Origin of the sequence: Limosilactobacillus secundus, from assembly GCF_020784695.1 — a bacterium.
GTDB classification, from domain to species: Bacteria; Bacillota; Bacilli; order Lactobacillales; family Lactobacillaceae; genus Limosilactobacillus; species Limosilactobacillus reuteri_F.
On record NZ_JAJGUA010000034.1, the window covers coordinates 80,906 to 95,213 of the forward strand.

A 14,308-nucleotide genomic window follows, 5' to 3' on the forward strand; every position below is an offset into this window, starting at 1 on the left:
TGAGTGGCAGCAGATAGTACAGTTAATATTGATGTCATCTTGCATAAAGATCAGGCACAACAAGCCTCAAAAGAACTTGACCAAACCCTTAAAGATACGGGTAAGGATGCAGGTAATAAAGCTGAAAAAAGTATCGAAAGCAATATCAATAAATCCACTGAAAAAGCCAAAGAAATGGTTACTAATATTAAAAGGTGGACTGATGAAAAAGGCGTTATTCATGTTGATGTCGAAAAGATTCCAGCTGAAAAAGCTCTTGATGAGTTAGACAAAAAGAGCAAGAAGTTGGGGGATGAAAAGCCTAAAATAGAGCCAACTGCTGATACTGATTCAGCTAGCCAACAGATTGATGGCTTGCAGAAAAAAGTCACTAAGATTCCCAAAAAAGTTAGGACAGAGTTAATTGCACAAGCCAAAGAGCAAGGGATTGCAAATTTTGATCAATTATTAAAGAAAATTCCTAAGAAGCAGTTAACAGAGCTGATTGCTAAGGCTCAAAAAGGCGAAGTTATCAACTATGAGGAACTACTACACAAGATGCCTGCTAGGTTGATAACAGAGGTTAAGCTTAACGACAAAGCGTCATTACCGCTAAAAAAAGTTCAACAACAAGCTAATCAAACGAGCCATAGTTTTAGCCACTTAAAAGAGATTATGGCTGGTACGTTTGCCGGTGGATTGGCAATTAATGGGATTAATGCAATAAAAAACGGATTAATCAGTGCTGCAAAAGCAGGAATGGAATATAACGTTGAGCAAGACCGAATGAAGACGGTTTGGACGGCGTTAACCACTGAGGCTCCTAAAGATGGTACAACGCTGGTCGACTTTATCAACAATATGGCTCAGCATTCAATTTATGCTGCAAGCACTGTTGACCGAATGGCTCAATCCTTCTACCACGTTCATTCAAGCGTTAAGGAGACTAAAGATTGGACTACTGATTTTATTCGTTTGGGTTCTACTTTGCATATGTCTAATGATCAATTAGCAGAAGCAGGGGAGCAATTCTCAAAGATTGTGGCCGGTGGTAAAGCCAATGCAGAAGACATGTCTGTTATGATTAACCGTTTCCCGATGTTTGGGGAAGCATTGCAGAAGGCAACCGGTAAGTCGATGAAACAACTGTATGAGTTATCTGCTAAAGGTAAATTAACTGCAAAAGATTTTACCGAAGCACTAGATTGGTTAGGGACTAAGTACAAAAGCGGTACGCAAGAAGCAATGACTTCTTTTACTGGTATGCAAATGTACATTCAATCACGCTGGCAGATGTTATGGGGAAAAGTGACTATGCAGTCATTTAAAGGCAGTAAAAAGCTCTCAGAAGATTTGAGAAATATTCTGTCAGATAAAATGCTGGATAAATATGCTAGTTTACTTAGTGATGCTCTGGGTACCATTCTTAAAGGCGTTATGGCCGTACTTGATTATATCGGTAATCATAAAGATACGATTGTTGATGTAATAGGTAATTTAGGAAAAATTATCGGTATTATCGGCTCTACTGTTTGGCAGGTTTTTGCTGATATTATCCACACTATTGCTTCAATGTTTGGTCTTGCTAATGACAAATCCAAAGATGCTCATGGAGCCTTAGAAGATTTTGACAGTATTCTTAAAGCGATTTTGAATCACAAAGATGCCATAAAAGCTTTCACAGTAATTTTTATGGCAATGTTTGCAACTAAAAAGATATATGATTCGATAGATGCTCTAACGTCTTTCTACGGAATTTTGAAAGATATTGTTGGAATTAAAGGACTTTCTGGTGTTTTTAAAGGAATTGGAGCAGGAGCAAGAGGTGAGTCTTTAGCAACTAATGCCGAAGAAGTTGCAAGTGGCGGAGTACAATCAACAAAGGCCACTAAAGCTGGTAGAATATTTGGCCGTGGAATTGACCATTTGTTTGGTATATCAACCGCTAAACAGGCTATTACAGGTCCGGCATCGGTAATGGAAAATAGTGCTGGAAAAGTTGCTATAAGGACAGCAGAACGGGGTATTATTCGTCGAACAGCTAGTCGTATTCCAATTGTAGGATCGTTAATTGCTGGTGGTACAGAGCTAGTTGGTATCAATAGACAAAATCGTAATGAGAAAATTGGCCGTGCTATTGGTGCTACTGGTGGTACCGCTGCAGGTGGTATGACAGGAGCATGGATTGGAGGTGCTCTTGGTTCCTTTATTCCAGGTGCAGGTACTGCAGTTGGAGCAGGGGTAGGAAGCTTAATTGGTTCAGCTGTTGGTGGTACGTTTGGCGCTAAAGGCGGAGGTGAAGTTGGCAAAAATCTTAGTAAGATTAAGCCACAAATTGAAAAATCTTTTATATCGATCAAAACTACAATTGCCAAAGCAGTAAAAGGAATCGCTTCACCAGTAAAAAAAGAATTTTCTAAAATTGTTAGTGATATTGGTAAAATTTGGGATGGTATTACTAAACCTGTTATTAAGGTTTTTAACGGATTAAAAAAGATTTTAGTAACATTGGCAAAGGGACTAGAAATTGCAGTTTTAGCACCCTTTGTCTTACTTACAGCTGCCATAGTTAAAGTATGGCAAAAACTGGAAAAACCGGTAATTAAAGTAGTTAATACTATTTCCAAGTCATTGCAACGAACTTGGAAGAGTATAAGTAAAACTACTTCAAAAGCATGGAAAGAGATTACAAAAGTAATTACAAAAGCTTTTAATACGATTAAAAAGCCAATTGAGCGTGTCCTCAAAGTGATTGTAAAGACTGTTCAAAGTTCGTGGAATAACATTAGTAAAGTAACGTCAAAAGTATGGAACGGTATATCAAAAATAATTATTAAGGCGATTAATGCAGTTTTTAAGCCTATCAATAAAATTTTTCGAGAAATAACTAAGATAATAACTTGGGCCTGGAATACTGTTTCAAATCATACTAGTAAAGTGTGGAACAATATTGAAAGGGTTATTAGCCAAGTATTAGGTGGTATTTGGAAATTTGTTGTTAATAAGTTTGACGACATGAAAGATAGTATTAGTGATGCTATGAACAGTATTAAAAAGATCTGGGATAATATATGGGATGCTATCGCAGATAAGGTAAAAGGAATTTGGAATACTATAAAGAGTGTCGTGGCTGATGGCATTAATGCTATTGGTGGATTTTGGAATACTGGTGCTGATGGATTAGAAAAAGTAGCGGGCTTTTTTGGGGCCAAAGTAAGTGTTCCGCATATGAAGAAACTTGCAAACGGAACTGGAGGACGACAAGGTGAAAGCTCATTAGCTCTTGTTAATGACGAAGATAGTAGCATTTATCGTGAAGCAATTTTCAGAAATACTGGTAAAGTTGAAATCCCCGAAGGTCGCAATGTTTTAACTTATTTACAACCAGGGGATGCTGTTATGCCGGCTAAACAAACCGCTAAAATGTTTGGACTTCCTAGATACGAAGGTGGTTTTGGTGATTGGTTTGGAAAAGCATGGAATTATGCAAGCTCTAAAATAAATAATCTTGAAGATATGATTGACGACAAAATAGATGCCATTGAAGATGCTCTTAAAGATCCTTTAGGTACTTTAATTAAAATTTATACTAAAGGAACAAATACAGCTAAAGTTATGTGGCATGATATTGCGGATGATGGTGCAAAAAATAAGATTCCTCATTGGGGAGAACACTGGTTCACTAGTTTATTAAAAAAGCAAGAAGAAAAACTTGATGAAATAGGTGGTAATGGGCCTGTAAGTCCGTCCTTAATAAGACGTGCAGCGCATAAAATGAAGGTCGATATAAGTGCTGGAGATATTGCTCATATCTTGAATGTTATTCAACATGAGTCTGGCGGACGATCAGATGCAGTAAATCATTGGGATAGCAATGCTAAGGCAGGACATCCCTCTAAAGGTATATTGCAATTTGTTCAATCAACATTTGATAATTATGCGATGCCAGGACATACCAATATTATGAAACCATACGATCAATTATTAGCCATGTTTAATGACTCAACATGGCGTTCAGACTTAACGCTTGGTGGTTGGAGTCCTCGTGGTGGTAGACGCTATGCTAATGGGGGATGGGCTGATAAGCTCTCAATTTTTGGCGAAGTACCAGGCGAACCAGAAGTTGCCATTAATCCAGCTCGTGATACGTCCGAAGATCATATTGCCGAAGCTATTGAAGCACGGGCCAAAGTTAATCCCAATGGCTTTGCCGGCAATTTGAGTAAGATTATCAACGAAGCTAAGCAGTCAGCCAATAATATGTTGCCATTTATTAGTACAGGCAATAATCATGTTCAAGCTGCTTCAAATACTCAACAGGCTCAGCCACGTGTTGATGGAAATATTAACATCACGATGAATATTGACAGTAAACAAGTCAGCCGGGCCGTTTACCCAACATTGAAAGCAATGCGTAGCCACGAAGTTATTATTAATGGCGTTGGCGGTGCTGTGCCGGTTGGTAACGGCCAACCATTAGGAGGTGTCTATTAGTGAGTACCATTATTTTTCAAAAACAGGATGGGACAATATATGATCTTGATAAGATGGGCTTTCGTGTAAAAAAGTTCGACCCACCAACAACCGCATATAACTATACCTATCAACAAATTGGAAACTATGGAGCCACTCTTACAGATGTTCAAGCTCAACAGCTAGTCCTCCCCTTAACACTTAATGTACTTGCTACGGATCCTAACGACTTATTTCTGCAAAGAATGAAGCTCAATCGACTCTTGCAAAGTCATGAGCCTTTTTATGTTTATGATGTCGCCGCTAAGGATATTCGTTGGAAAGTCTACGCTGAAACGGCCTCAGTTAGCCGTGACAATTCTTTTTGGCGAGCGTCCAACGTGCAGATTAACCTTGATTGTCCGACTGGTTATGCGGAAAGCTCATTTACTACCCAGGAGTACGACTTAGCGAGTGGTAAAGGTATTGGATTAGGAATGAAGTTGTTTAGCCATAAGTGGCAATATACCTTCACTAATCAGAGCGACTTTGTTTTTTATAATGCGGGAGTTATTCCATTAACTGCAGATGAGCACCCGGTAACAATTGAATTTAATGGGGATGCACCAAACGGCTTTACCATTACTAATAAAACGAGTGGGCAAGCACTTAAAATTACCAAGAGCGTGTCTGTAAAAGATAACGTGGTGATTACAGGACTCATTCCCACAATTAATGATGAGCAGCTTTACATGGCTGGGGATCATAATTACTTAGACTTTTATACAGGCGAGAATCAGATTCATATTGATGGAGCTAGTAACTTCACGATTAAATTTGATACTCGCTTTTATTATTAGGAGGTTAAAATGCTGGATTTACCAATTAGATCGCCCGCCGGCAAAGAGGCAACCGTACAGGCTTATAATGTGGCGGTAACTGATACGCTTAAATCATTCCCCACCATGAACTTTAGCTTTATCGGTGACGGAGCGAATGAGGCCGCTGAAAAGATGATTATGCCCCGAGTGATTATTACTGATCCGACAACTGGCCAGCAATACCGAATTGCTTCTTCTAATCCGGTTCCTACTGCAAGGTTTCGGGTATATGCGATTACTACTATCCACATTGCTCATGATCTGCATGATTATTATATTGAGAACACGGTAACAGGTAGCCAATCGTTAAAAGCTTGCTGTGACTTGCTTACGGGTGGTACCAAGTTCAAGTATTCGATTGATGATAATATTAGTGATCATGACTTTGGGAGCGACAGTCTAGGGAATGCACACGGGGATGATATTCTAAGCTCCATTGCGTCAGCTTTTGATATTGAATACTGGTTTGATAATTGCACAATCCATTTTGCAAAAGAAATTGGTAAAAAAGACTCGTTTGTATTTATTGACCGGGTTAATACGTCAAAAATACAGGTCAACGAAGACTACACAACCATCACGACTGCAATTAAAGGGACTGGTAAACAGATTGATGTACAGAATAACGGTGGTAACGGTAATCTTGATAGCGTTGAGGGTTTTGCCAAGTCCATGATTAATGCTGATTTTGGCGTTAATAAGCAACAGATGTGTCAAGACTTTGCTAACCGTTCAGATAAGGTTAAGGCACGAGGTGTAGACGTCAATAGGCTGTATGACACGGTGAAGAATGCTGGCATTAGCCCCGAATGGTTCTTTGCTTATGAACTACAAGAGCAAAACTCTAATATGGGATGGCTTAATCACTGGTCATATCCACATGGTGATCCGTACAACGATGCGGTAGTTGTTTGTAATTGGATTAAAAGCATTGCTTACAGCGATACGTTAAATCCAGCCTGGTCAGCTGCAGAGGGTTCAATCAGTCCGGATCCGAACTTGCAATCAAAATGGGAACAAGACTATGGCAAAGGAACAATTGGCCGGCTGTACCTACAAGCTACTGCGGCGGTCGTTTGGGAATTAGCCGGCAGATCAGGTAATGCTAGTATGGGTAAGCCCTTAGCTGGTTGTGTTAGCACAATCAAAGGCTGGGGTGGCCATACTGTTCAAGCACCAAGCGGAGGCGGTGGAAGTGGTCAAATTGCCGCTTTTGCTCGTCAATATGCAGGGGTACCTTATGTCTGGGGTGGTAATTCACCAAGTGGCTGGGACTGTTCCGGCTTCGTTGCTTATATCTATAATCATTTCGGTATACCAATGCATCAGCCAACAACCTACGAAGAATATCAAGGGCAAGTAGTTGGCCCACCATACCAAGAAGGCGATATGCTCTTCTGGGGTGCTCGTGGACGTACTTATCACGTAGCATTGGCTCTTGATAGCAATATGCTAGAAATGGCGGCTAATCCAGAACGAGGAACAGTTATTCAAGCAATCAGTGCATGGCCACCAGATTTTGCTATTCGCAATTCTGCAATGGCCGCTAAAGTTGGTGGTGGGGATGATAGTTCAGATGATTCTAGTAGCGATACTGATACATCGTCAGATACAACTACTCAATACACTTGTCAGGGTGAATACGATAGTCCAATGGCCGCTGATGATAAGTGGGGTAAGATTTGGGCTGATCCGTTTAGTAGTGATACGATTACCGATCAAGATACTTTGATGGCAGCGTTAAAGAAACAGATCCATGATTACCCGGACGTACAATACACAACCGACTGGATTACGTTCAAAGATGCATTTTCACACGGTATTAAGAACGAGATAGCAGTCGGCAATTATGGGTATTTACGTGATCGGTATGGGATTGATGTTAATGTCAGAATTCAAAGTTATACTCGTTATCGTGATCGTGACACAACACAAACCGATACAGTAACTTTTGGTAATAAGATTTTCGGAATTGATGAATGGAATAACCGAGAAAATCAAGCTAATGCAGCATTGCATAAAGCGCCAAAGAAACCAGAAACAGTTACCCCACCAGTCACCTTTGATGATATTCAAACTATCAACGTTAAGAAGGAAAGTGAAGAGAATGGATAATCAAGAAACACTTGTACAACGTGCTGTAATTAACGAACCAATGTTTGACTCAAAGACAGGAGAGTTCGGGAAAGGTTATTCTCCAGACTATGGCCAAACTTTTATAGTTCAGGAAGGAACCGATGGCCGGCATTTTCATCAAGAAACCGATGCAGGTCGAATTAGTGAGTTGATTTTCGATAAATTTATTTTTCGTTCAGACGATGGTACTTTATGGGAATTATCTGTAAGTAATGATGGCAAGCCACAAACCAAGAAGATTAAGAAAAGTGAAGAAAAAGAAAAGGAGTCGTAATTAACGGCTCCTTTTTCAGAAAGAAGGGGATGCTATGGCTTTTGAAGTGCCACACAAACATGATATTTCACTCGATGGCCAAGAAATGCGAAACCAGATGATTGAGAATTTTGAAGCGATTGAACAAGAGGACGAAGACGATGATCAAGCTCTGTCTGATGAAGTGGCAGATCGTAAGAAAGGTGACGATGCTGAAAAGGCAGCACGACAAAGCGCTGATGATGACCTCGAAAAGCGCATTAAAAAGCTTGAAGCTAATAGCGCTACTCATGGCGAAGTTGAAGCTGCTAAATCTTATATGGATCATAAAGCCGAACGTGTTGCTTGGGGTTCGGATGGCTCAACATTTATAACAATGCTAACTAGAGCATTAGAGGATGCACAAATGCAAGAATTGATAAAAAACATTATTAAGGGGTGATAGGAAAAATGATGGAATTAACTTTTAATCTAACAGAAGATCGCCGTGAACCCTTAAAACCCCAGTCGCTTAAAGACTTTGAATTAACGTTTGGCAATGGTTCTGGTGTAAATGTTCAAAGTAATAACTGGGTTCAAGGACGACTGCAGATGGATAATTTACGACAAGTTTTTGTAAATATCCAACAAGGGAAAGCCAACGAACCATACGATATAACTGGTTATATTCTCCAATTCTGTGGACGAACACCATTTGATGGCAAGCAACAGTCGTATCGTGTCATTGATAACAGTTCAGTAGTTGTTGATGGTTTACATGGACGATTTCGTTATACATTCCCAGCGCAAGCCTTTGCAGTTGCAGGAACATATAAACAGGCTTATTTCCGCTTGATCCGATTGTCTGATTATAAATGTATTGCGACATTGGAGTTTGATTTATCCGTCTTAGAAGATTTCGTCTTTGCCGATATGGTGCCTTCTGATTACATTAGTCCATTTAATGATATTCTCAATCAATTACTTGATGGAGAAAAGAAATTTAAGGCTGATACTCAAACATTATATGAAGAAGCAGCTAAGCGTCTTAACGATGCTGCTGATCAGCTTTTAAAATTAGGAGCCGATGTTAGAAGTGGTCTTCAAGAGGCACAGCAAGGTATTGATAATCTATCAGCAAAAATTAAAGATAATCATATATTCACCGAGCAGGAAGCAGATGCGTTTAAACAAAGTCTTTCTGACCAATTAACAAATTCAGTTAATCAAAAAGTTGATGCAGCAATTGCAGAAATTAAATCTTATGGCTTAGCAACTACTAATATCCGCAAGCAAATAGTTTATAACGGTTATTGGTCAAACCTTGATTTGTCTCATTCAGGTGGAGTCTATACTTCGACCTTAGATTCAATAAAGAACGAGATTGACCAAATGGCACCGCTGGTTGATGGGGTAACATTAATTTTCCGTCAATACATTACTGGCGGAAAACTTGTTGTTTTGGAAAATCTAGATACATTCAAGCAAGCAATCGCTTATGCTAAATCAAAAGGGTTATCCATTGCCGGTTATAAATTTCATTGCGAAACATCGATTGATGACATTAAGTCTTATGGGGTAAGCGAGTTCTTTGCAGCTTATAAGGCTAATGTTGATAAGGTGACTAGTGCATTGCCAGAAGCAGGAGTGCCGCTAATTCTTTTCAATGAGCGTGGCGACTTATACGGTGCAACTAGTCCATATTCTGGTAATGTTCGGAATGTGTTACAAGACCTTGTCAGTGCTACTTTTAAGGTTAATATTAGTTTTCAATCGCTTCAAGACTTTGTGTCTGCTGATCCGCACGTTCAAGAGATAGTTGATTCAATTTTAATTAATTCCTATGCAAGAATTTCTGATAAAAACCGTGAAACGACTTTAACTGATATTTCAACAGGAATTGATGTTAACTTCTATAATATGGCCCTCTATGTGCATTCTCTCTATCCCAAAAAGCCTTTAATTATGTCAGAATTTGGGATTAAAAATAATTGGGCAGCCTTTGACGAAACTTGGAATTGGAACTTTAGTTCAGTTTATGATGATCCCACTGGTAAGGTTTCTTACCTTTACTTACGAGGATTAATGCAATCAGAGACGATTAAATTGTTTGATGGTGTCTGGTTATGGTTTTATGCTGATCTTCTACAATCAGATGCCGGCAAAGAATATCTTCGAGCTTATAAGAAAGGGGTAATCTAATGAAAATAAGAGTAACTACCAGTATTTTCACTGACACAAGTTTATATACACCGATTATTAGACTGCCTTTTATTCAAGCGGCAGAATTTAAAATTACATTTTCAACATATACAAACGATAGAATGGCAACGGGAGTCTATCTAATTGGTAATACTGGTGTTGGCTTTGATGTGCGTTTGATTGCAGGAGATAACATTTTTGATCCGCATATTCTTAGAAGTTACGATCAAAAATGGACCATACTTGTTATTACTAATTTGTTGAAATCAAGCGTCACTGCTGTGATTGAATATACAAACCGTGATAATTATTTTCGGCCACTCTTTAATCAAGAATTTAAGAAGTTGTCTGATTTTGGCGGACAAGATTTAACAATTACAAAATATGATTATCAAGATTATCCAAGCTTTTCTTTCGGTCAAAATTGGGTCGACAATAAATTGAGCGATACGATGGCAGCAACTAATGTTGTACGAACTGGTAATCATGTAACAGTTACGATTAGTGCTACTCGTAGTAATGCTGATATTAGATGGGAAGATATAATACTCTCTGGATTACCACAACCTCATCTTAATTCAGCTGGTTACTACAACACCTTCATCATTAAAAACAACGGACACTGGTTTACTTTAGATACGTTGCTTAATAATGCGGGTAATTTGGTGGTTGAAGATAGTACTTATTCATACCAAGAAGGACTTGATAAAACGAAGCCGATTACTTTACATGGAACATTTAACTATCCGGTTCTTAGTTAGGAGGAATTATTAATGATTGTTTATCTGTTTGATGAAAACGGCTTCTATAAAGGTACAAAGCAGGTTGCCGATGGTTATAAGTTAGAGCTGCACGAAACTACAATTGCGCCTGATTTTACGCCAACAAATCGTTCAAATTTTGATGGGACTACATGGCACGATTACAGCGAAACGGCTTATATGCATAGCATTCCTGCATTAACAAACGAAAAGAGAATTATTCCAGAGGCCCCTAAGCCAGTTGCTAATCCGGAGCAGAAAATGATTGCCCAGTTGGCGTTACAACAGGCACAATTTCAAGCGAGCCAGCAGGAATTAAATTCCAAATTAGCGTTACAAATTGCACAAATGAAAGTTAAGGAGGCTAATTAATGTTTGCTTTAGTTCAACAGTCATATCAAGCCGGTTGGTACACACATTGATAATGTTAAAACGTTTGTAATGGCAAATATGATTACAAAAGACGAGTACAAACAAATCACCGGTCAAGACTATGACACAGCAACCGAACCGCAACCTGCATAGTATCAAATCTAGTCGTCATAGAAATACACAATACATAAATAAGCCTCACTCAAACGAGCGGGGCTTTTATTATGGGCGGCTTTATATGGGAGGAATAGCACTAATGCACTTACTAGCGGTGGCACCAGTGCCACCATATCATCAATTATATTTCCAGCATTTTCAAGGAATGGAAGACAATCAAATAATTTGGCTGTTTGTTTGGGTAGTCATCATTGATATTGTAACAGGCTTTGCAAAAAGCGTTATTACTCATCATACAACTTCAAGTAAAGGAACAGCGGGATTGATTAAGCACGGGATTCTATTGTTAGTCATATTAACACTCTATCCAATGCTTGAATTAAACGGAATGAAAAATGCAGCTGATACATTTATAGGCTTCTATATTATGTTCTATGCTGTCTCAATTGTCGAAAATTGGGGGCAAATGGGCTTACCAGTGCCCGAATGGTTAAAGAAATATATCTATAAGTTAAGTGATCAATACAAGGAGGAACAACATGAACACACTAAACACCACTATTAATTTAATTTTTAATTCAGGGCTCCTTGCGTGGCTCTTTTATTTTGGCTTTGCGGTTGGCAAGCCATTTGTTGAAAGCAAGATCAAGCACGCTAAAACCGTTCAGCAAAAGGAATTGTGGACGTTGCTTCAACGAGTATCCGTGACAGTGGTTGATTCACTTGTCGGCAAGGACATGACTGGTCAAGCTAAGTTTGTTGAAGCCGTTACTCAAGTACAAGCATACCTTGCTAACAAGGGTCTGCATGTAGATATGAAACAAGTTCAAGCAGCAGTTCAGTCCGCTTATGAACTATCAACACTAACGCCAACAATTGACCCAGATAAGAAACCTACACAATCTACTGAAACAAAGAAAGTAGACAATGTTAATAATACTCAACCAGTTGGCACCCTATAGGAGGCAAAGCTTATGACATTAAAAGTAGTAGACGTTTATTCTGGTTCTCCTCGCTCTTATGCACAGGCAACCGATGCTGATGCAGTAATTGTTAAAGCAACCCAAGGGACTGGATACATTAACCCGTTTGCTGATATTGATTATCAAACAGCCAAACGCAATGGTAAATTGCTAGGTGTATATCACTATGCTGCAGGTGGCGACCCAGTTGCAGAAGCTCAATATTTTTATAACAACGTTAAAGGGTACGTTGGAGAGGCAATTCTTGGCTTAGACTGGGAGAAAGGACAAAATGCTGCTTGGGGCGATACAAACTGGTCACGGCGATTTGTTGATGAAGTCCACCGCTTAACTGGAGTATGGCCGATTATTTATGTTCAATTCTCGGCAGTCTACCAAGTTGCAAATTGTGCGAATACATGTGGCTTATGGGGTGCCGGCTATCCTTGGTATAACAACTCATGGGATATTCCGCCATTCTTATTAAGCTATGGATTTGCTCCTTGGAAGAATCTTACTGGTTGGCAATTTACTGGTAACACTAAAGACCGTTCAATCTTCTATCTTGATGCTAATGGTTGGATGGCACTTGCTAAAGGTGACAGTGGTATTACTCACACTGCTCAGCCGGAAGTAAAGCCAATTGATAACAAAGTAGTTAATGCTCCAATCCAAACGACTTGGAAAGATTCACTTGGCGTTATTTGGCACGCTGAAAATGGTAAATTTACTGTTGAAGATGGTAACCAACTTCACTTACGTTGGGGAGCTACGCCATCAAGCACCGTAATTACCGTACTAAATGCTGGGGATGTCGTTAAATACGATGCCTGGGCACGAACAAACGGATTTGTTTATGCTCGTCAGCCACGCGGCAATGGTCAATATGGTTACGTTGCCGTCCGCGACGCTAACACTAATGAAGCTTACGGTAAATTTGAATAAAGATTAGTCCTAGTGATTGTTGCTGATTATGCAATAACCGCTAGGGCTTTTTTGTGTTATAATGCAAATTAATAAGTGGTTTAAAATAAAACGGTATCTCTTAACTGAGGTACCGTTGATTTGTACAGGGGGCATTGAGGGGGCAACATTAATTAATTTTCTCGGATTTTCTCGATATTTTCTCGGAAAATTAAATTAAATGCAAATGCCTTAATCCCTTTATAGACTTAAAGAAAGGTTGATATATATGAGTTTAGACACAGCGATATTTGCAGGTGGTTGCTTTTGGTGCATGGTCCAGCCGTTTGATACTTATCCGGGAATTGAGAAAGTTGAATCGGGTTACACTGGTGGCCATGTTGTCAATCCAACCTATGAGCAGGTATGTTCTGGAACAACAGGCCATACAGAAGCAGTAAAGATTACTTTTGATCCTGATAAAATTTCATACAAAGACTTAGTAGAGATTTATTGGCACCAAACTGATCCGACTGATGCAAGTGGTCAATTCCAGGATCGGGGAGATAATTATCGTCCTGTAATTTTCGTTAAAAATGATGAGCAGCGTAAAATTGCAGAGGAATCGAAAAAGGCTTTACAGGAAAGCGGCCGTTTTGGCGATGCAAAGATTGTAACTACAATTGAGGATGCACAACCTTTCTATCTCGCAGAAGACTATCATCAGGACTTTTATAAGAAAGATCCGCAACGTTTTGCTCTAGAAGAAGCGGGCGGACGTCAACAGTTTATTGATCGGTATTGGAAAAACAATTAATTATGAGAGACAAACAATCAATTAAGGACGATATTGTTCAACGATTAGCAACAGTTATTGATCCTGAACTTCATATCGATATTGTTAATTTAGGACTCGTTTATACAATTGATCTCGATAATGATGGAATATGTTTGATTGAAATGACGCTAACGACAATGGGATGCCCATTAACAAATGTATTGGCTGATATGGTGATTAAAGCAGTAAAAGAAGTTCCGGAGGTAAAAAATGTTGATGTGGAATTTATCTGGGAACCTGCTTGGACGATTGATCGGATGAGCCGCTTTGCTAAATTATCATTAGGAGTTCATTGATATTTAAGTATTTGGATAAGGGGATAAAATAAAGGCTTTTCATTAACGAAAGGTCTTTTATTTTTGCCTTTGAAAAACTAGAACCGTGCTAAAAATATAAAGTTTTTGAAAAAAATTTAAAAAGAGTGGAAAAAAGGTAGTAAAGTTATTTATTATAATAGGTAGTTATTTAGACAA

Annotated in this window: 14 protein-coding genes; all 14 read left to right on the top strand. The window is 39.0% G+C overall.

Going from position 1 to position 14,308, the window contains the following annotated elements:
• The first annotated feature begins 3 nt into the window (after positions 1–3).
• The 14 genes from LMB57_RS05870 to LMB57_RS05930 all read left to right on the top strand — a co-directional run bounded on the left by LMB57_RS05870 (position 4) and on the right by LMB57_RS05930 (position 14,131).
• Positions 4–4,473, top strand: a complete 4,470-nt coding sequence (locus tag LMB57_RS05870; protein ID WP_229278118.1) for a tape measure protein — start codon at positions 4–6, stop codon at positions 4,471–4,473.
• A complete protein-coding gene (locus LMB57_RS05875) occupies positions 4,473–5,291 on the top strand; it encodes a phage tail domain-containing protein (RefSeq protein WP_229278119.1) in 819 nt (272 codons plus the stop codon). Before LMB57_RS05870 ends, LMB57_RS05875 begins: the two co-directional genes overlap by 1 nt.
• A gap of 9 nt (positions 5,292–5,300) precedes the next feature.
• Complete coding sequence (locus tag LMB57_RS05880) at positions 5,301–7,427, top strand: phage tail protein (RefSeq protein ID WP_229278120.1); 2,127 nt, start codon at positions 5,301–5,303, stop codon at positions 7,425–7,427.
• On the top strand, positions 7,420–7,722 hold the full coding sequence (locus LMB57_RS05885; RefSeq protein ID WP_229278121.1) for a hypothetical protein: 303 nt from the start codon (positions 7,420–7,422) through the stop codon (positions 7,720–7,722). Before LMB57_RS05880 ends, LMB57_RS05885 begins: the two co-directional genes overlap by 8 nt.
• Positions 7,723–7,756: 34 nt before the next feature.
• Positions 7,757–8,143, top strand: coding sequence for a hypothetical protein (locus LMB57_RS05890; protein WP_229278122.1), 387 nt, complete (start codon positions 7,757–7,759; stop codon positions 8,141–8,143).
• An 8-nt stretch (positions 8,144–8,151) separates the two neighbouring features.
• A complete protein-coding gene (locus LMB57_RS05895) occupies positions 8,152–9,882 on the top strand; it encodes a BppU family phage baseplate upper protein (protein ID WP_229278123.1) in 1,731 nt (576 codons plus the stop codon).
• The gene (locus LMB57_RS05900) at positions 9,882–10,643 is read left to right on the top strand and encodes a hypothetical protein (protein ID WP_229278124.1); all 762 of its coding nucleotides are present in this window, start codon (positions 9,882–9,884) and stop codon (positions 10,641–10,643) included. The genes LMB57_RS05895 and LMB57_RS05900 overlap by 1 nt, the downstream gene beginning before the upstream one ends.
• Before the next feature lie 12 nt (positions 10,644–10,655).
• Positions 10,656–11,015 (top strand): hypothetical protein, encoded by a 360-nt coding sequence (locus LMB57_RS05905; protein WP_229278125.1) that lies wholly within the window; start codon positions 10,656–10,658, stop codon positions 11,013–11,015.
• Between the two features lie 45 nt (positions 11,016–11,060).
• Positions 11,061–11,168 (top strand): XkdX family protein, encoded by a 108-nt coding sequence (locus tag LMB57_RS09895; RefSeq protein WP_418887477.1) that lies wholly within the window; start codon positions 11,061–11,063, stop codon positions 11,166–11,168.
• A 103-nt stretch (positions 11,169–11,271) separates the two neighbouring features.
• Positions 11,272–11,697 carry a phage holin family protein gene (locus tag LMB57_RS05910; RefSeq protein ID WP_229278126.1) on the top strand — a complete coding sequence of 142 codons (426 nt, stop codon included), beginning with the start codon at positions 11,272–11,274 and terminating at the stop codon, positions 11,695–11,697.
• A complete protein-coding gene (locus LMB57_RS05915; RefSeq protein ID WP_229278127.1) occupies positions 11,672–12,094 on the top strand; it encodes a phage holin, LLH family in 423 nt (140 codons plus the stop codon). Before LMB57_RS05910 ends, LMB57_RS05915 begins: the two co-directional genes overlap by 26 nt.
• Positions 12,095–12,106: 12 nt before the next feature.
• A complete protein-coding gene (locus tag LMB57_RS05920; RefSeq protein WP_229278128.1) occupies positions 12,107–13,039 on the top strand; it encodes a GH25 family lysozyme in 933 nt (310 codons plus the stop codon).
• A gap of 247 nt (positions 13,040–13,286) precedes the next feature.
• On the top strand, positions 13,287–13,814 hold the full coding sequence (msrA, locus tag LMB57_RS05925) for a peptide-methionine (S)-S-oxide reductase MsrA (RefSeq protein ID WP_229272250.1): 528 nt from the start codon (positions 13,287–13,289) through the stop codon (positions 13,812–13,814).
• Between the two features lie 2 nt (positions 13,815–13,816).
• The gene (locus tag LMB57_RS05930; protein WP_229272249.1) at positions 13,817–14,131 is read left to right on the top strand and encodes a metal-sulfur cluster assembly factor; all 315 of its coding nucleotides are present in this window, start codon (positions 13,817–13,819) and stop codon (positions 14,129–14,131) included.
• The last annotated feature ends 177 nt before the right edge of the window (positions 14,132–14,308 follow it).

Bases quoted from the DNA above. Each gene is read 5' to 3' on its own strand.
- LMB57_RS05880 (WP_229278120.1), top strand. From the start codon at position 5,301: ATGCTGGATTTACCAATTAGATCGCCCGCCGGCAAAGAGGCAACCGTA.
- LMB57_RS05885 (WP_229278121.1), top strand. From the start codon at position 7,420: ATGGATAATCAAGAAACACTTGTACAACGTGCTGTAATTAACGAACCA.
- LMB57_RS05890 (WP_229278122.1), top strand. From the start codon at position 7,757: ATGGCTTTTGAAGTGCCACACAAACATGATATTTCACTCGATGGCCAA.
- LMB57_RS05895 (WP_229278123.1), top strand. From the start codon at position 8,152: ATGATGGAATTAACTTTTAATCTAACAGAAGATCGCCGTGAACCCTTA.
- LMB57_RS05900 (WP_229278124.1), top strand. From the start codon at position 9,882: ATGAAAATAAGAGTAACTACCAGTATTTTCACTGACACAAGTTTATAT.
- LMB57_RS05905 (WP_229278125.1), top strand. From the start codon at position 10,656: ATGATTGTTTATCTGTTTGATGAAAACGGCTTCTATAAAGGTACAAAG.
- LMB57_RS05910 (WP_229278126.1), top strand. From the start codon at position 11,272: ATGCACTTACTAGCGGTGGCACCAGTGCCACCATATCATCAATTATAT.
- LMB57_RS05915 (WP_229278127.1), top strand. From the start codon at position 11,672: ATGAACACACTAAACACCACTATTAATTTAATTTTTAATTCAGGGCTC.
- LMB57_RS05920 (WP_229278128.1), top strand. From the start codon at position 12,107: ATGACATTAAAAGTAGTAGACGTTTATTCTGGTTCTCCTCGCTCTTAT.
- msrA (WP_229272250.1), top strand. From the start codon at position 13,287: ATGAGTTTAGACACAGCGATATTTGCAGGTGGTTGCTTTTGGTGCATG.
- LMB57_RS05930 (WP_229272249.1), top strand. From the start codon at position 13,817: ATGAGAGACAAACAATCAATTAAGGACGATATTGTTCAACGATTAGCA.